General features: G+C 70.6%; 12 protein-coding genes. 4 read left to right on the top strand and 8 right to left on the bottom strand.

Annotation, left to right across the window (positions count from 1 at the left end; genetic code table 11):
• Window positions 1–18: 18 nt before the first annotated feature.
• From M3M55_RS16565 to M3M55_RS16555, 3 genes are all read right to left on the bottom strand, one after another.
• Entirely contained in the window at window positions 19–1,005 is a 987-nt protein-coding gene (locus M3M55_RS16565) for a diiron oxygenase (RefSeq protein WP_371878777.1), read from the bottom strand.
• Between the two features lie 162 nt (window positions 1,006–1,167).
• Complete coding sequence (locus tag M3M55_RS16560) at window positions 1,168–2,154, bottom strand: diiron oxygenase (RefSeq protein WP_249010612.1); 987 nt, start codon at window positions 2,152–2,154, stop codon at window positions 1,168–1,170.
• A gap of 230 nt (window positions 2,155–2,384) precedes the next feature.
• On the bottom strand, window positions 2,385–3,560 hold the full coding sequence (locus M3M55_RS16555) for an acyl-CoA dehydrogenase family protein (protein ID WP_249010611.1): 1,176 nt from the start codon (window positions 3,558–3,560) through the stop codon (window positions 2,385–2,387).
• A gap of 114 nt (window positions 3,561–3,674) precedes the next feature.
• Between M3M55_RS16555 and M3M55_RS16550 the strand changes: the two genes are divergently transcribed.
• From M3M55_RS16550 to M3M55_RS16535, 4 genes are all read left to right on the top strand, one after another.
• Complete coding sequence (locus tag M3M55_RS16550) at window positions 3,675–4,397, top strand: TetR/AcrR family transcriptional regulator (protein WP_249010610.1); 723 nt, start codon at window positions 3,675–3,677, stop codon at window positions 4,395–4,397.
• A 48-nt stretch (window positions 4,398–4,445) separates the two neighbouring features.
• On the top strand, window positions 4,446–5,672 hold the full coding sequence (locus M3M55_RS16545; protein WP_249010609.1) for an acyl-CoA dehydrogenase family protein: 1,227 nt from the start codon (window positions 4,446–4,448) through the stop codon (window positions 5,670–5,672).
• On the top strand, window positions 5,659–6,771 hold the full coding sequence (locus M3M55_RS16540; protein ID WP_249010608.1) for a phosphotransferase family protein: 1,113 nt from the start codon (window positions 5,659–5,661) through the stop codon (window positions 6,769–6,771). Before M3M55_RS16545 ends, M3M55_RS16540 begins: the two co-directional genes overlap by 14 nt.
• Window positions 6,772–6,966: 195 nt before the next feature.
• Complete coding sequence (locus tag M3M55_RS16535) at window positions 6,967–9,699, top strand: protease pro-enzyme activation domain-containing protein (RefSeq protein WP_249010607.1); 2,733 nt, start codon at window positions 6,967–6,969, stop codon at window positions 9,697–9,699.
• 106 nt (window positions 9,700–9,805) lie between these two features.
• Here M3M55_RS16535 and M3M55_RS16530 read toward each other — a convergent pair whose 3' ends face one another.
• From M3M55_RS16530 to M3M55_RS16510, 5 genes are all read right to left on the bottom strand, one after another.
• On the bottom strand, window positions 9,806–10,531 hold the full coding sequence (locus tag M3M55_RS16530) for a hypothetical protein (protein WP_249010606.1): 726 nt from the start codon (window positions 10,529–10,531) through the stop codon (window positions 9,806–9,808).
• Between the two features lie 164 nt (window positions 10,532–10,695).
• The gene (locus tag M3M55_RS16525) at window positions 10,696–11,895 is read right to left on the bottom strand and encodes a hydroxymethylglutaryl-CoA reductase (RefSeq protein WP_249010605.1); all 1,200 of its coding nucleotides are present in this window, start codon (window positions 11,893–11,895) and stop codon (window positions 10,696–10,698) included.
• 139 nt (window positions 11,896–12,034) lie between these two features.
• The gene (gene nirD, locus M3M55_RS16520) at window positions 12,035–12,349 is read right to left on the bottom strand and encodes a nitrite reductase small subunit NirD (protein ID WP_249010604.1); all 315 of its coding nucleotides are present in this window, start codon (window positions 12,347–12,349) and stop codon (window positions 12,035–12,037) included.
• Window positions 12,346–14,793 (bottom strand): nitrite reductase large subunit NirB, encoded by a 2,448-nt coding sequence (nirB, locus tag M3M55_RS16515; RefSeq protein WP_249010603.1) that lies wholly within the window; start codon window positions 14,791–14,793, stop codon window positions 12,346–12,348. The genes nirD and nirB overlap by 4 nt, the downstream gene beginning before the upstream one ends.
• Window positions 14,790–18,356, bottom strand: coding sequence for a nitrate reductase (locus M3M55_RS16510; protein WP_249010602.1), 3,567 nt, complete (start codon window positions 18,354–18,356; stop codon window positions 14,790–14,792). Before M3M55_RS16510 ends, nirB begins: the two co-directional genes overlap by 4 nt.
• Window positions 18,357–18,476 lie beyond the last annotated feature (120 nt).

Genomic DNA, 18,476 nt, shown 5'->3' with positions numbered 1-18,476 from the left:
GGGTGCGCCCCGCGCCGCTCAGGCGACGAGCTCGGCGGTGCGGTCGGGCTCGCCGCGGAACCGGGAGGGCTCCCCGGAGATCCCCAGGCGCCGCCACATCGCCCGGCCGGTGCGGGTCATCAGGCCCGTCTCCTCACACAGCCGGCGCATGTCTGCGAAGTAGGAGGCGAGGATCGCGTCGTGGACGGCTCCGCGGCGCAGCGCCTCCCGGTAGACCCGGCGGGGCATCCCGGTCCCGGCGAACAGGGAGAAGCTCGGACGCATGATCTCGTCGGCGAGGACGGCCATGGTGACCGGGAACAGCACCGTCAACACCCCGCGGGTCAGCCGCGAGCGGCGCGGCAGGTGGAAGCGCAGGAACGCGTCGGCGAAGGAGATGTGGCGCGCCTCCTCGGCGATGTGGATCTGCATCGCCCGGGCGAGCGTCGGCTGCAGCGACCGTCCGGTGCGCATCAGCGACTTCTGGTAATGGTCGATCGGCTCCTCCCCGCCGAGGATCCCGATCATCAGCAGCAGCGGCAGATAGCCGGCGAGGAATCCGATGACGGGCATCAGCGTCCGGAACCGGCGCCGCGCGCCGGGCACGTCGTCCCCGATCCGGTTGACAAGCTCCTGGAACATCTGGATGTGGTTGCACTCCTCGGTCATCTCGTGCATGCAGTAGCGGAACTCGGGTGACCCGTTGGGGAGGGTCATCGCGTAGTGCATGAGACCGCGGATGAGCACGCTCTCAAAGGCGGCCCCGACCTTCACCGCGTTGGCGACCCGGCGCCGGCCGATCTCGATCTGCACCTCCAGCGGCTGGGCCTGGTACCACGGGTGGGCGCCGAGCGGGTCGACCTCGGGGTCGAGCACCCAGCGCGGGTCGGTCCGGTCGACGGCAAGCTCCGGCCCGTCCCAGTCGATGTCCTCGTAGGGGTCGAAGTGGGTGTGCACCGACCCGGCCGAGAGCACCTCCAGCATCTCGCGGTAGTCCTCGGCCAGGTGGCCGGCCCGCTGCTCCATCAGTGCGCTCACCGTCGGTTCCTCCTTTGACGAACTTCAACAACTCGGTGTCGGTACACCGCTGCCTACGCAAATGTTACAACTTATCTACGGAGCTGTGACAACTTGGGCGACGCCGGACTCGGTCCGGGCTGGGTGGCGGAGCCCGGACCGAGTCCGGGTTCAGTCGCGCAGCACGGCCCGGCGGTCGGGCTCGCCGCGGTAGCGCGAGGGTTCGCCCCAGATCCCCAGTCGCTGCCACAGCCGCTGGGAGACGGGGTTGATCAGCCCCGTCTCGCTGACGAGGCGGCGCATGTCATTGAAGTACCCGGCCATCAGCCGGCGGCCGGTCCGGCCGGTGAGGAACGCCTCGATGTAGACGTCCTTGGGCACCCCGACCCGGGCCATCTCGCGGTAGGGCGGAACGATGATCTCGAGCGCGCCCATCCGCATCACGATTGGGAACCACAGCGACACGCCGAAGCGCTTGAGCGCGTTCTGGCGCGGCAGGGTGTGGCGCAGCCACGCGTCGGCGAAGGAGATGTGGCGGGCCTCCTCGGCGATGTGGATCTGCACCGCTCGTCGGACGAGGTCGGGGGCATCTCCGTCCGCGCGGATCACCGCCTTCTGGTAATGATCGATCGGCTCCTCTCCGGCGAGAACGGTGATCATGAACAGCGTCGGCATGTAGCCGAAGAGCAGCGAGATGATCGGAAGGGCGCGACGGAGGTGCCGGTGGGGCCCCTGCACGTCGTCACCGACGGAGTTGACGAGCTCCTGGAACATCTGGATGTGGTTGCACTCCTCCGTCATCTCATGGAGGCAGTAGCGGAACTGCGGGTCGAAGTTCTCGAGCGTCGTCACGTAATGCATCATCGACCGCACGAGCAGGGTCTCGAACACCGCCCCGGTGCGGATGACGTTCATGAACCGGACGCGGCCGATCTCGACCCGCCGGTCCAAAGGCTGGGCCTGATACCAGGGGTGGGCCCCGAGCGGGTCGTTCTCGGGGTCGAGCACCCAGCGCGGGTCGGCCGGATCGGTCGCCACCGTCCAGTCGATGTCCTCGTAGGGGTCGAAGTGGATGTGCACCGATCCCTCTGAGAGCACCTCGAGCATCTGGCGGAACTCCTCAGAGAGCTCGCTCCGGGGTGCGGTCACTGTGCCCATCACGAGCACCTCCTCCTCAACACGGTTGACGTGGACGCCGGCGGCGCCGGTGCCTACGACAACGCTACAACAGACTACGTGCCTGTGACAAGGGGGGCCGACCCGGGAGCGCGCGGGGGTCGGCGGCCCGAGGGCACCAGGCCGCCGGCGCGGTCAGTGCGAAGACCCGTGTCCGGGAGCGGCTTCGGCGGGGGCCCGGCCCGGCAGCCGGGCCCCCGGCCGGCGACGTCCTACAGGCCCATCGTGCGGCCGATCAGCTCCTTCATGATCTCGTTCGTCCCCGCGTAGATGCGGTTCACGCGCGCGTCCACCCAGGCGCGGGAGATCGGGTACTCCTCCGTGTAGCCGTAGCCCCCGTGCAGCTGGAGGCACTTGTCGGTCACCTCGCCGAGGAGGTCGGTCGTCCACCACTTGGCCATCGCCGCCTCGGGGACGGTCACCTCGCCGCGGGTGTGGCGGTCGATCAGGGAGTCGACGAAGGTGCGGGTGATGGTCAGCTTCGTCTGCAGTTCGGCGAGCACGAAGCGGGAGTTCTGGAAGCTCCCGATCGCCCGCCCGAACGCCTTGCGCTCCTTGACGTAGTCGAGGGTGATCTCGAGTGCCCGCTCGGCGCCCGCAAGCGAGCTGATCGCGAGGGTGAGCCGCTCGGGCACGAGCTTGTCGACCATCTGGAAGAACCCGGTTCCCTCATCCCCGAGCAGGTTCTCGGCCGGGACGATGCAGTCGTCGAAGAACAGTTCGGCCGTGTCGGAGGCGTGCTGGCCGATCTTGGCGATCTTCTTGCCGCGGCTGAAGCCGGGGGAGTCCGAGTCGATCACGATCAGGGAGATCCCGCCGTGGCCGGCGTCGGGGTCGGTGAGGACCGCGGTGATCACCTGGTCGGAGTTGATCCCGTTGGTGATGAACGTCTTCGCGCCGTTGACGACGTAGTGGTCCCCGTCGCGCCGCGCCCGGGTCTTGATCCCGGCGAGGTCCGAGCCGGTGCCGGGCTCGGTCATCGCGATCGCGAGGATCTTCTCGCCCTTGGCGATCGCCGGCAGCCAGCGGGCCTTCTGCTCGTCGTTGGCGCCCTTGAGGATGTAGGGGAGGCAGAGATCGGTGTGGACCTGGGGTCCGGCGAAGGCGTTGGCGACCATCGCGCGGGCCGCCTCCTCGCCGAGGACCGCGTTGAAGCGCATGTCATCGACGCCCTCGCCGCCGTACTCGGTCGGCACCGCCATCGCGAGGAAGCCGTGCTCGGCGAGCTTGGTGAACAGCTCACGGGGGACGATGCCGGCCGCCTCATACTCCTCGTAGTGGGGGACGACCTCGCGCTGGAGGAAGGTGGCGAAGCTCTCACGGTAGGCGTGGTGCTCGTCCTCGAAGATCGCGCGCTTAGTCGCGGGCGGCGGTGTGGTGGTCGACATCGGGGTCGGATCCTCCCGGGTTGGTCCTAGGTTTGGCGGAACCTGCGACAGAGTACCGGAGCGTGTAAAGCTGGCACACGCGGGGCGGTGGCGCTGCTAGGTTCGCAGGCAGCGATGACCGCCCCGACCGCTCCGCGTCAGACCTCGCCGCTGCTGACCAAGCTGCTGAGCGGCACGGTGACCAAGACCGAGGAGGCGCGCGATCGGATCCTCGCCACGGCGATCGATCAGATCTCCGACTTCGGGGTGCGGCGGTTCACCGTGGATGAGCTCGCCCGCCGGGTCGGCCTCTCGCGGGTCACCATCTACCGCCACTTCCCCAGCCGCGAGGGCGTGCTCGAGGCGGCGCTGCTGCGCGAGCTGCGCGGGTTCATGGCCGAGATCGACGCGGCCGTCCGCCCCTGCGACGGACTCGAGCAGCGCGTCGTGGAGGGGTTCGTCTTCACGATCCTCCGCCTGCGCGAGCACGCGGTGCTCCAGCGGCTGCTGCGGACCGAGCCGGAGCTGATCCTTCCGCTGTTGACGACCGGCGGCGGTCCGGTGATCGAGACCGGGCGGGAGTTCATCGCCGCCTTCGCCCGGGGCGGGACGGCGGCTCCGGGAGCCATGGCCGCCCTTCCCGAGCCCGAGCTGCAGGTGCTCTCCGAAATCCTCGCGCGGATGATCCTCTCGCTCGTGCTCACCCCCGACTCGGTCGTCCCGCTCGCCTCCGAGGCCGAGCTACGCGCCTACGCGCAGCGCTACATCGGCCCGATCATCCGGGCCTTCACCGGGCCGGACCGGGATCCCGCACCGGCCGGCCGCGAGCCCGCGGGGCGTCGGCTCGACGCGGACTGACACAACTGACCGTCGCCATCGCCCCCCGCCGCGTGTCACATTCCCGGGGTGAACTTCGAACTGACCCCCCGCGCCGCCGAGCTCCGCGCCCGCCTCGAGGCGTTCATGGACGAGCGCGTCTACCCCGCCGAGCCGATCTGGGCCGAGCAGGTCCGGGCCGCCGCCACCCCTCACGTCCACGCCCCGATCATCGAGGAGCTCAAGGCCGAGGCCCGCGAGCGCGGGCTCTGGAACCTGTTCCTCCCCGACGCCGAGCACGGCGCCGGGCTGAGCAACTGCGAGTACGCGCCGCTTGCGGAGGTGATGGGCCGCACGAAGATCGCCGCCGAGATCTGCAACTGCAACGCGCCCGACACCGGCAACATGGAGGTGCTCCAGCAGTTCGGCACCGAGGAGCAGAAGCAGCGCTGGCTGATCCCGCTGCTCGACGGGGAGATCCGCAGCGCCTTCGCGATGACCGAGCCGGACGTCGCCAGCTCGGATGCGACCCAGATCGCCACCTCGATCGTCCGCGACGGCGACGAGTACGTGATCAACGGGAGGAAGTGGTGGACGACCAACGCGTTGCACCCGAACCTCGCGATCCTGATCGTGATGGGCAAGACCGACCCTGAGGCGGCCACCTACGCCCAGCAGTCGATGGTGCTCGTGCCGATCGACACGCCCGGGGTGACCGTCAAACGCAGCCTGCCCGTGTTCGGCTACCACGACACCGAGGGCCACGGCGAGCTCGAGTTCGCCGACGTCCGTGTCCCGGTGTCGAACATCCTCGCCGGGGAGGGGATGGGGTTCATGATCGCCCAGGCCCGGCTCGGGCCGGGGCGGATCCACCACTGCATGCGCGCGATCGGCCTCGCCGAACGGGCGCTCGAGCTGATGTGCGCGCGGGCGGACGCTCGCTTCACCTTCGGCAAGCCGATCTCGGCGAACGCGAACATTCGCGACTGGATCGCCGAGTCCCGGATCGAGCTGGAGATGGCCCGCCTGCTCGTGTGGAAGACCGCGTGGCTGATGGACACCGTCGGCAACCAGCACGCCCGGATCGAGATCTCGGGGATCAAGTTCGCGGTGCCCGAGATCTGTCTGCGGATCCTCGACCGGGCGATCCAGGTGCACGGCGGCGGCGGAGTTTCGGACGACTTCCCGCTCGCGATGGGCTGGGCGATGCTGCGCACCCTCCGTCTCGCCGACGGGCCCGATGAGGTGCACAAGCTCTCCCTCGCCCGTCAGGAGCTGCGCCGGCAGCGGGAGCGCCGGGGCGATGTCAGCGCCTGAGGGCGGTCGCGGGCCGGTGGCGGCGGGCGCCGATCCCGACCCCCGCCTGCGTGAGGTGCGCAGCGAGGATGCGCTCGATGCCGCGGCGCTGGGCAGCTGGCTGACGGCTCAGCTGCCCGACCTCAACGCCGAGATTCCCGAGATCCGCCAGTTCTCCGGCGGCGCCTCCAACCTCACCTACCTGCTCAGCTTCCCCACCTCCGGACGGGAGCTCGTGCTGCGCCGACCGCCGCGCGGAGCGCGATCGGGGGCGGCACACAACATGGCCCGCGAGTACCGGGTCCAGCATCGCCTCGGACCGGTCTTCCCCTACGTCCCGACCGTCGTCGCCCTGTGTGAGGACGAGTCGGTGCTCGGCGCGCCCTTCTATGTGATGGAACGAGTGCCCGGTGTCGTCTGCGGGCTGCCGGTTCCGCCCGAGATCGGCACCACCCCGGAAGCGCTCGACGCGCTCGGCGAGGCGTTCATCTCCGTCCTCGCTCAACTCCACTCCGTCGACGTGGACGCCGCCGGGCTCGCCGACCTCGGTCGCGGCCCCGGCTACGTCGCCCGCCAGGTCGCCCAGTGGAGCGACCGGTTCGTCAAGGCGCGGACCTGGAACGTGCCGAGCTTCAAGGGGGTGATGCGCTGGCTGGAGGAGAACCAGCCCGATGACGTCGGCACCTGCCTGATCCACAACGACTTTCGCCTCGACAACATGGTCTTTGACCGCTCGGCGCCGCTCAGCGTCAACGCCGTCCTCGACTGGGAGATGGCGACCGTCGGTGACCCGCTGATGGACCTCGGTGGCGCGCTCGCCTACTGGATCCAGGACAACGATCCGTTCCTCCTGCGGCGCTTTGCCCGCCAGCCGACGCACCTGCCCGGCGCCCCTCGCCGTGAGGACATCATCGCCCGCTACGGCGACCTCACCGGCCGGCCGATGGACGGCATCGCCTTCTATGAGGTGTTCGGGATCTTCCGGCTCGCGGCGATCATCCAGCAGATCTACCACCGCTACTCGACGGGGGCGACGACGAACCCGGCGTTCAAGCACTTCTGGCTGATGGTGCGCGCCTGTCACGCGGAGGCGCGCAAGCGGATCTCCTGGGCGGGGTAGGGTCCGGGGGGCGACTGCCCCGGATGGTTGGGCAACGCCCACTCCGCGTCAGCAGCCAGGGGGCGCAACTTTCGCTCCGGCGGCGTGTTTCGGGCCGCAGATCCTCCCGGCTGCGAGCAGGGCCGGCGGCAGCGGGGGGGCACGCTCTTCCCGCAGGGGATCCGGCGAACTGACCACGGATTGGAAGCCATGAACATGACCTCACGTCGTTTTATCCTGAGCGCATTCCTGGCGCTCCTCGCCTCCGCGGGTGCGGTGTTCGTGACGACGCGGCCGGCGCAGGCCGGGTCGGCGCAGCGCCCGGCTCCTGCGTTCGTCGCCGCCGTGCAACGGGCCGCCGACCAAACGGCGCTGCGCGCCCAGGCCGCCGCGGTCCGTCCGCGGCTGATCAGTGCGGGGCGTGGCTTTGACCGCACCGGCATGGCTCCGAAGGTGCCGGCGGGTGCCCTCCGCCTCTCCGGCGTGGCGGCAGACACGCCGATGCAGGTCGATCTCGCGCTTGTACCGCGAGACCCGCAGGCGCTCGCCCGGTTCGCCACCGACGTGTCCACACCCGGGAACGCCGACTTCCGTCACTTCCTCAGCGGTCCGCGCTTCGCCGCCACCTACGGCGCCACCCCGGCCACTGTCGCCGCCGTCCGGTCGGCGATGGCCCGCGCCGGCCTGCACGCGGACCCGGCGAGTGCCAACCGGCTGGAGATCAAGCTGACCGGTACGGCCGGGCAGTTCGAGCACGCCTTCGACACCCGCCTGGTTCAGTTCCGCCTGGCGAGCGGTCGGATCGTGTTTCTCAACACGGCCGCCCCGCGTGTGGCCGTCTCGGTCGCGCGGGACATCAGCGCGGTGATCGGGCTCGACAGCCTCTGGCATCTCACCCCCCAGCTCGGTGCCACCGCCACCAATCCGCTTCTGCCCGCGCCACTCGGGGCCGGCAGCCTGCCTGTGAGCGCCTCGTCGGCCGCGACGGCCACCTCGACGACCCCGACCGCGACGCCCGGTCCGACCCCGACGACGACCAGCCCGGCGACCCCGACCTCCTACGCCAACGGCCCGACCCCGTGCGCCCAGGCGGTCAGCACCGCTGCGGCGGGGACGACGAATCTGCTGCCGATCGGGGGGACGCCCGTCTCAGAAGATCCCCCCTTCCAGTCCATCCTCTACAACTACAACTCGTTCTCGAAGGCCTACAACTTCAACCCGCTCTACCGCGAGGGGTACCTCGGCTCGAACCCGACGACCGGTGCCTCGGTGCCGGTGGGAATCTTCGAGCTGGAGGCGAACTTCCCGACCGACCCGCAGGGTTTTGACAACTGCTACGGGATCGGGACGAAGGTCGGCTACGTCGAGGTCGACGGCGGCAACGGGGCGGCCAGCAACACGCCGACGAACCAGTCGGGCTTTGAGACGGCGCTCGACATCGAGACGATCTCAGCGCTCGCTCCCAACGTCAACATCACCGTCTATCAGGGCAACGCCAACGCGAACACCGGCTGGCTCGACACGTTCAACACGATCGTCTCCGCCGATCATGACAAGGTCGTGTCCGTCTCCTACGGTGCCTGCGAGCAGCTCGCGGGTGAGCTGGTCGGCAGCGCACCCCAGGCCGAGCTGCCGCTGTTCGAGGAGGCCGCCGCCCAGGGGCAGACCTTCGTCGTCTCCGCCGGCGACTCCGGGGCGGAGGGCTGTCGACTCGCCACCGACACGCAACTTCCCGCCGTCGACGACCCCGCAGCGGACCCGTACGTGACCGGGGTCGGCGGGACGGCGCTGGAGTCGGTCGGCAACCCGGCGGCGAGCACCCCGACCGCGCCGACTGAGACGGTTTGGAACGACGGTGCCGCGCTCGACGCCACCGACCAGGGCGGCGCCGGCGGCGGGGGCCTGTCGACGCTGTGGCTGATGCCCTCGTACCAGACCAACGCCCCCACCTCCCTCGGCGTGATCAACTCCGAGTCTCAAGGCTTCGAGATGAACGCCGGCGCGGTCTGCTCGGGGGCCGCCGACAACTACGTCGGCAGCCTTCCCAGCTACGCCTACTACTGCCGTGAGGTGCCCGACGTCTCCGCGAACGCGAGCCCGTACACCGGGTACAACGTCTACTACGACGGGGCGTGGGCCGGGGTCGGCGGGACCTCGGGGTCCGCGCCGCTGTGGGCGGCGATGTTCGCGCTCGCGGACTCGGTGCCCGGATGTCAGGTCGGCTTTGCCAACCCGGTGCTGTACCAGATCGCGGGTACCAAGCGCTATGGGACCGACTTCAACGACATCACCGTCGGCTCCAACGACATGGGCGTCTCCAACGGCGGCTACTTCAACGCGCTGACCGGCTATGACATGGCCAGTGGCCTGGGCACGCCCAACGCCGCCAACCTCGTGCCCGACCTGTGCGCGAATGAGACCTACACGCGGACCGGTTCCGCCGGGAGCACGACGGTCACCCAGACGACTCCGGGGACGACGACGACGGTGCAGAACGGCACCACAACGACGGTGACCCAGCCGGGGACGACGACGACGGTGCAGAACGGCACCACGACGACGGTCACCCAGACGACCCCGGGGACGACCACGACCGTGCCCCAGGGCGCCGTGCCGCCGGCCAAGCACAGCTGTCGCCGCGATGCAGCTCTTCGCTTCCCCCAGCCCTCACGGGGGGGGATCCGAGAGGTGCGCGCCGAGGTCCTCATCGACGGACGGGTCGTGCGGCGCCTCTCAGGTCATCAGATCAGGCTCATCACGGTCAGGGCGCCGACCATGACGAGCTTCACCGTTGAGGTCATCTCGACCTTCTCTGACGGCGAGGTGATCGACCACCAGCTCACCTACCACGGCTGCAAGGCGCCGGCGTCCCGGTACCGGACCCTGCACCCAGCCCGGCGCGGTCACCGCAACGCCCGCTCCCAGCATCGCGGTAGGTCCCGACGTTGACGGCCCGGCGTGCTCCGGTTCGGTGCTGAGCGCCGGAGCACGCCCCGCTTCGTTCAGAGAAAAAGCGCCGCTGGTCGACGCAGCGCAGCTGATCGAGATCACTGGGTCAGTGACCGTCAAAGGACGGCAGGCGCCAGATCTGCTCGGCGAGGTCTCGCTGGACCTGGTGGACGTAGGCGCGGCCGATCGGCGTGTCCCAGCGGCCCGAATCCCAGAAACCGAGGCTGAACCAGAGCTCGTGGGGGCCGTAGCGGGCGCCGTTTCCGGAGACGGTGTTCAGCCAACTCTGCGTGCCGTCGTAGTAGGAGCGGATGATCGCGCCGTAGTAGTCGGCGTCGAAGGCGGTGTCTCCGGCGGCGAGGTCAGCGCAGCAGTGGTAGCGCGCATCGAGCTGAAACAGGCCAAAGGCGTGACCACCGTCGCCGCGGGTGGACATCTCCCACCAGGACTCGACCGCGGCGACGGCCCGCAGCAGATTCGGATCCAGGCCCCACTTGATCGCCGCCCACGCGATGATCTGGCTTGTGCTGCCGCGATAGTCGCCGGTGATGCGGTCCAGGTACCAGCGCGGCATCGAGTGGTCGTGGGCACGGAAGGCGCGAAGCTGCGCCTGGGACGGAACCCGCCGGTTATCGGCCCGGTTCCCGGCACGAATCTCTGCGATCGGGCCGACCAGGCGGGCGGCCTCGGCGCCGGACATGATCGCCACCACCTGAGTGGGGGAGGTTGAGATCGGCGCCGGCCCGCGCACGCTGCGTGCCTGTGCGAGCGGGATGCCGAGCAGGCCGCAGGCGAGGGTCACGGCGAGGGCGGAGACCCCAACGCGGACCATCTGGGCGGCCGGGTACCCCCGGCGGCGAGGTGGCCGCGGGGCGTCTCGCCCGCGAGCGCGACGGGTCGGCAACGACGGTGCCTGCGCAGAGGAGCTGAGCGCGGTCACCCTGTCCTATCGGCCGGTCCGGCGGTAAAGCTGAGCGCCGGCTCGGCCGACGGGGCTCAGGGACGGTTGCGCCCGTGCGCGTCGTGGGCGGTGACCCACTCCTCCGCGACGACGGCTGCCCCGAGCGACAGCTCGCCACAGAGTACGGTGGCGGCGATGATCTCGGTCAGCTTGAGCACCCCACCGGCGCCGTAGCAGCCGAGCATCTCCAGGCACTCGCGCTGGGTGGCCAGGCCGGTTCCCCCGCCGTAGGTGGCGACGATCAGGGACGGGATCGTGATCGAGAAGTAATAGTCGCCGTTGGCACGATGCTCGGCGTACACGTAGGCGGTCGAGGACTCGGCGACGTTGGCGACGTCCTGGCCGGTGGCGATGAACAACGCGGTGATCCCGTTGGCCGAGTGGGAGCCGTTGTTGTTCACTCCCGCCATGAACCCGCCGAGCTGGGAGATCTGCCGGGCGTCGAAGAGCTGGCGGGAGGAGGCGCGCATCAGACCCCTGAGCAGGGCGTCGGGGATCGTCGCCTCGGCGATCACCCGCTTGCCACGGGTGCGCAGCATGTTGATCTGTGAGGCCTTCTTGTCCGTCGCCATGCTTCCCTCCAGCTGGAAGCGCTCGATCGTCCCCGGGTAGTTGGCGACGATCCAGTTCGCGGCGTGGGAGGTCGCCTTGCCGGTCATGTTCTGTCCGGCGGCGTCCCCGGTGGCGTAGTTGAACCGGGTGTAGAGCAGCCGTGCGGCCGGATACTGCTCGATCTCGAGCAGGCGGCCGCTCGAGGTCGTCTCGGCGGCGACGGCGGCGACCTCGCTGAAGTGCTCGCCCAGCCAGAGCCCGAAGTCGCGGGCCTCCCGGGCGCTGGCGAAGACGAACGCGGGCGCGCGCTGCATGTGGTCCTTGACGACCGTCGTGGTCACACCGCCGGCCTCATGGAGCAGTCGCATCCCACGGTTGTAGGAGGCCACGAGCGTGCCTTCGGTCGTCGCCATCGGCACCCAGAACTCGCCTTGGGCGTGCTCGCCGTTGACGAGCAGCGGGCCGGCCAGTCCGATCGGCACCTGGGCGGCCCCGAGGAAATGCTCGACGTTCCCGCGCGTGATCGCCGGGTCAAACGAGTAGGCGCCCACATGCGCGAGCGCGACCCCGGTACGCTCGGCGACGAAGTGCGTGCGCGTTGTCGCTGCCGCACGGGTGAAGTCGTCGTCGGGGTCGCGGGGGACCGGGGTGCGGGTCGTGGACGGGGTCGGGTCGAGGCTCACGCGCCGAGGCTATCGCGACCACGCCGGCGGATGCGTCGCATCACCTTCGTTGGACCTTGACGTCGGACATTCTCAGGCCGTCGCCGGCCCGGACAGGAGCGCGCCATCCAGGTGGCCGCGGCGGTCGTGCCCGCAACGGTCAGGCAGCGAGGGCGAGCCGATCGATCTGGGCGTACACGCTGTCGCCGTGCACAGACACGGGGAAGGTGGCGACACACAGGCTGCCGCCGGCCTCACGGCCGTCGCGGAGCGAGAACCGCCGCTCATGCAGCGGGCAGATGACGCTGGCGTCGGCGACGATCCCGTCCGCCAGCGGTCCGCCGCGGTGGGGGCAGACACCGTCGGTCACATACCAGCCCGAGGCAGCATGGAAGACGGCCAGGTTGCGGCCGTCGACCTCAATCGCGCGTCCCTCTCCGGCGGGAACGTCGTCGACGGCACAGACTCGGATCATCGGGTACCTCCGGTCGGCGGTCCGACCAGTTCGATTCGTGGGGTGGACAGTCCGCCGGGTTGCGGTTCGGCTGTGATTGGGTCGAGGTCGTCGAACTGGCGGTCGTGGTAGGGGTGCTCCCGTTCCAGCCACGGGTCGAGCACCGCCGCCTTGGCAATCCGGAACCGTTCAAGCAGGGTCGCCACCCGGTTCGGATCCATGAGCAGGGTTTGGATGCGCTCGAGGCCGACGCGTGGCACATAGTCGTAGGTGCGCTCGCGGTAGTCGGCCTCCTCGCGGTAGAGCTGCAGGAACGCGGTGGCCAGCCGAATCGCCTCCGGCCGGGTCGTCACGGTCGCCAGGATGTCCCCCTCGCGGACGGTCGCGCCCGCCGCCCCGCCGACCCGCACCTGCCAGCCGCCTTCCACCGCAACGAGCCCGACGTCCTTGACGGTCGCCTCCGCGCAGTTGCGGGGGCACCCAGAAACACCGGACTTCACCTTCGCCGGGGTGTGCAGCCCCTCCCACGCGTGTTCCAGCTCGATCCCGAGGCCGACTGAGTCGCCGATCCCGAACCGGCAGAAGTCCGCCCCGACACAGGTCTTGACCGTGCGAACCGCCTTGGCGTACGCGTGTCCGGAGGGCATGTCAAGCTCGCGCCAGATCTTCGGCAGGTCGGCTTTGGCGACGCCGAGCAGGTCGATCCGCTGGCCCCCGGTGACCTTGACCATCCGCACCCCGTAGCGCTCGGCGACGTCAGCGATCCGTCGTAACTCGTCCGGGGTGGTCACCCCTCCGTACATCCGCGGCACGACGCTGAAGCTTCCGTCGTTCTGGATGTTCGCGTGGACCCGATCGTTGATGAACCGGGCGTGGCGCTCCTCTCGGTGTCGGTTGTCGTTGAGCTCGGAGACGAGGTAGGCAAGCGCCGGCTTGCAGGCCCCGCACTCGCGCCCGGTGCCGAGGCGCGCCGCGACCTCGGAGACCGAGCCCAGCCGCTCCTGGCGGATCGCCGCCGCGACCGACTCGCGGGTCTGGCGGGCACAGGCACAGAGAAAGTGCGGTTCGACAGACGCCCCGCCCGCAGCCGTCACGATCTCGACCACCGCCGCCCGGCAGGAGCCACAGCCCGTGCCGGCCCGCGTCCGCGCCATCACCTCCCGCGGCGTTCCACAGCCGTCGATCTGCACCGCCGCGAGGAGCGTCCCCTTGCAAACACCGTTGCAGTTGCAGATCTGGGCGTCATCGGGCAGCTCGGCGACCGTCAGTGCGGCCGCGGCCGCGAGCCGCTCGAGTGGATCAGAGACCTCGGTCGCCGCGCCGATCTCAGCGAGCAGCGCCTCATGGCCGCGGATGTCCCCGAGCAGGACCGCGCCGGCGGCCCGCCCGTCGGCGACCACGAGCTTGCGGTACACCCCCGCCCCGGTGTCGGCGCTGATCGCTTCCGCGTCCCCCTCGGCGGCGCCGATTGCGACAAGGTCGATGCCAGCGACCTTCAGCTTCGCCCACGGCAGCGAGCCGCGGTAGGGGCCGGGGCGCGGTCCCGTCCCGCCGAGCGCGTGATTGACTGCCGCGCCGAGCACCCGCGCCTGATCGTGAATCGGTGCGACGAGCCCGTGGACGGTGCCTGCGTGCTCGGCACACTCCCCCAGCGCCCACACCCCCGCCGCGGAGGTGGCCAGCCAGTCGTCGACGACGATCCCGCGGGCGACCTGCAGGCCTGCACCGCGCGCGAGCGCGACCTGTGGCCGGATCCCGATCGAGACGACGACGAGGTCGGCCCCGAGGCGGCTGCCGTCCCCAAAACAGAGAGCATCTGGAGTGATTTCGACCGTGTCGCGCTCGAGCGCGACGGTGACGCCGAGCGCTTCGAGCTTGGGGAGAAGCATCTCCGCAGCGCCGGCGTCGAGCTGGCGTTCCATCAGCCGGTTGAGGAGGTGCACGACGGTGACCGCCGCGCCCCGCGCGACGAGCCCGCGAGCAGCCTCAAGCCCGAGCAGGCCACCGCCGATCACTGCCGCCCGCACCCCGGGGCGGGCCGCCGCGCCGATCGCCGCGCAGTCGGCGGGCACCCGAAAGGCGTGGACGTGAGGGAGGTCGATTCCCGGCAAGCGCGGCAGCAGCGGCACCGACCCCGTCGCAAGGACGAGCGCGTCGTAGGCGAGGACCGTCGCGTCGCTGAGTCTCACCGTTCGCTCGGCCGTGTTCACGGCCGTCGCCGCGACGCCGGTGCGCAGCTTGACATCGTGATCGGCGTACCATTCGGCGGGGCGGAGGGCAAGGTCCCCGGCGCCGAGGCTGTCGGTCAGCAGCTCGGAGAGGCGCACGCGATCGTAGGGGGCGGTCGCCTCCGCGGCGACGATCGTCACCGACACGGCACCGTGGGCGCATCCGGCGAGGACCGACTCGGCCGCCGCCTGTCCGGCGATCCCGCCGCCGATGATCACCACGTGCGCAGAACTCATGATCGCATCGTCCCGGTCAGCGGTTTCCCCAACGGGTCAGAGATGTTGCGGGCAGATGAAATGAGCGCGGCCAGCTCGGGCCGGCAGGAGCCACACCCGCTGCCCGCTCCGGTCTCACGACCGAGCGCCGCGATCGACCCGGCTCCCGCACCGATCGCCGCGTTCAGCGCGCTTCGCCGGACCGCGTTGCAGGTGCACACGAGCGGATCCGGGTCAGGGTCGATTGCTTCCGGATGCGCGCCATCTGCGCGGGCGTTCCCGTCGAGCAGGTGTGCGGGCACCGGGTCGCCGGAGCTGAGCAGGTCCGACAGCGCACGGGCGTCGGGCACTGACCCGAGGACGATCGCGCCGATCAGTCGGTCACGCTCGAGCAGAAGGCGGCGGTAGCGGCCGGTGCGGGTGTTCGCGTCGACCACCTGGTCATGGTCCCGGCCGGCCTCCACCTCGCCGCCTGCGAACAGATCGATCCCGGCGACCTTCAGTGTCGTGGCTGTGCGCGCTCCCGTCCAGGCATGCGGGTCGCCGACGATGACCGCGGCTGCCGTCCGTGCCTGGGCGGCCAGCGGTGCCCACAGGCCGTAGACCTGTCCGGCGTGTTCGGCGCACTCCCCGACCGCCCAGACCGACGGGGCACTCGTCCGCAGCTCGTCATCCACCTGCACGCCGCGGGCGCAGGCGATTCCGGAGGTCCGCGCGAGTTCGGTCTCCGCGACGACGCCGGCCGCCACCACGACCACGTCCGCAGGCAGATCCGTGCCGTCGTCCAGGCGTACCTGCGAGCGGTCGATTCCGGTGACCGCACAGTCGATCCGGACATCGATCCCGAGGGCGCTGAGGCGGCGAGCAAGCAGCTCCGCGGCTCCGGCGTCGAGCTGCTGGGGCATCAGCCGATGTCCCCGTTCAACGACCGTCACTGCCGCGCCGTGGCCAAGCAGGCCGGCGGCCGCCTCGAGGCCAAGCAGTCCCCCGCCGATCACCACGGCGGTGCGCGCACCCGCGCGCACCGCCGCTTGCAGCGCCGTGGCGTCGGCAATCGTCCGGAACGGGTGCACGTGGCGGTGCTCGATGCCGGGCACCGGCGGCAGGAACGGCCGCGAGCCGGTGGCGAGCACGAGCGCGTCATAGCGGTGGCGGCCCCCGGAGTCGTCCTCAACGATCCGCCCCGCGAGATCGAGACCGACGCAGCGAACCCCGGCGCGAAGGTTCACGTGGTGGGCTGCGAACCAGTCGGCCGGCAGGAGCGACATCGACGCCTCCGTCACCGTCCCCTCCAGCAGACGTGACACCTGCACACGGTTGTAGGGGAGGCCCGCTTCCGCCGCCAGCACGGTGACCCGCCATTCGGTGTTCGAGCGCCGCCGCGTGACCTCGGCCGCGACCGCCATGCCGGCCATCCCACCGCCGACGATCACGAGCTCGCGGGTGAGCCGGGCGACGGTATGGGTATCGGTGGAGCGGACCGGCCGGTCTGCGGACGTCGGGGCGACCGACACCGGACAGAGCTTCAGCTCCGGCTGTTGGGACACCGGATCAACACGATCGCCGGTGAGCCCGTTGAGCGCTCCGGCACCCGCCGGCGCGTGCAACGCGCCCCAGTGAAACGGGGCGAACACGACCCCCGGGCCGATCGTGTCGCAGACCCGGGCACGCAGGCGCACCTCGCCGTGGACGGAACGCACGAGCACGAGGGCCCCGTCGTTGATGCCGTGGGCGCTCGCATCGGTCGGATGGATCTCCAGGACAGGCTCACCGGCGGCGGCCCTCAGCCGCGCCGACTTGCCTGTCCGGGTCATCGTGTGCCACTGATCGGCGATCCGGCCGGTACTGAGCAGCAGGGGAAACCGCTGGCTCGGGCCCTCGCCGGCCGAGTGCGGCGTCGCCACGGCGAGGCTGCGCCCATCCGCCGTTGCGACGGTCCCACCTCCGTAGAGTCGCGCGGTGCCGGGATGGCCGGGTGCCGGGCAGGGCCACTGGATGCCCTGTCCGCTGCGGGCGAGCCGCGCGTGCGTGATTCCGCTCACGTCGCAGGGACGCCCGCGGGTGAGTTGGGCGAACTCGTCGTAGACCTCGGCGGCGTCCCGCCACCCGAACGCGGATCCGTGGCCGAGATGGGCGGCGAGCGCGGCGATGATCTCCCAGTCGGCCCGTGCCTCCCCGGGGGGCGCGAGCAGGCGGCGCACGAGGTCGACCCGCCGCTCTGAGTTCGTCATCGTCCCCTCCTTCTCCGGCCAGGCGGCCGCCGGGAGCACGAAGTCGGCCAGCGCTGAGGTTTCCGTCGGATGGTGGGCGTCCTGGACGACCACCAGCTCACAGCGCCGCAGCGCCTCCCGGACGACCGCGGTGTGGGGCATCGAGACGACCGGGTTGGTCCCGATGATCCAGAGCGCCTTCACCCGCCCGGCTGCGGCGGCGCCAAACAGCTCGACGGCGGGCAGTCCGGGGGCCGGATTGAGTTCAGCGACGCCCCAGGCGGCAGCGACCTCGGCCCGGTGGGTGGCGTCGTCGACGCGGCGGTAGCCGGGCAGCAGGTGGGCGAGGCCGCCGACCTCCCGGCCGCCCATCGCGTTGGGCTGTCCGGTCAGGCTGAAAGGGCCGCTGCCGGGACGGCCGAGGTTGCCGGTGGCCAGACACAGGTTGATCAGGGCGCGGTTCTTGAGGGTGCCGACGGTCGACTGATTCGCCCCCATCGACCACAGCGCCATCGCCGCACCCGCCGACCCGAAGCGGGCCGCCGCCTCGCGAATGAGCGCAGCCGGCACGCCGGTCACCTTGGCCGCGCACTCCGGGGGGCACTCCCGGGCCGTCGCCAGGACCGCCTCAAAGTCCCTGACGTGGGCGCTGAGGAACCCCTCGTCAAGCAGGCCCTCGGCCTCGAGGGCGGCAAGCATGCCGTTGAGCAGAGCGAGATCCGTACCCGGTCGCAGCTGCAGGTGCAGGTCGGCGGCGTCCGCCGTCGCGGTGCGCCGCGGATCGATGCAGATCACCGTCGCCCCCTCCCGTTGGCGGGCGAGGATGCGCGAGAACAGGATCGGATGGCAGGCCGCGGCGTTGGAGCCGAGCAGGAGGAGACAGTCGGCCAGCTCGATGTCCGCGTAGGCGCCCGGCGGGCCGTCGGCGCCGAACGCACCCGTGTAGCCCGCCACGGCCGAGGACATGCACAGGCGCGAGTTCGCGTCGACGTGGTTGGTCCCGAGAAACCCCTTGGCGAGCTTGTTGACCGCGTAGTAATCCTCGGTGAGCAGCTGTCCGGAGATGTAGAAGCCGATCGCGTCCGGGCCGTGGCGCTCCCGGATCGCGCGGAGGCGTCCGGCGATCTCCGCCAACGCGGCATCCCAGCCGGTGGCCACCAAGCCACCGGCTGGGCCCGAGCGCGCGAGCACCGTCCCGAGGCGGTCGGTGGCGTGAACGGCGCTGGCGAGCTCACGCGGCTTGGCGCAGGCACGGCCGCGGTTGACCGGATGGTCGGGGTCACCGCTGACGGCGCCGATCCGGCCGGCGTTCACGGTCACGCGCAGGCCGCAGCCAACGCCGCAGTAGGGGCAGAGAGTTGTCGTTTCGGGCACGCTGGAGATCGTCAAGGGGTCGCGTTTCCCGGCCGCGACGCTGAGATGAACGGTGTGTGAACAGGTCGCCCGTTTCGCCACATGGCCAATGACAGGGGCCCTGGGGTGCTGTCAGCCTCG

Source organism: Conexibacter sp. DBS9H8 (genome assembly GCF_023330685.1).
Lineage (GTDB): Bacteria > Actinomycetota > Thermoleophilia > Solirubrobacterales > Solirubrobacteraceae > Palsa-465.
The sequence above is the reverse complement of the archived record's forward strand: the minus strand, read 5'-3'. Positions and strand labels throughout refer to the sequence as shown.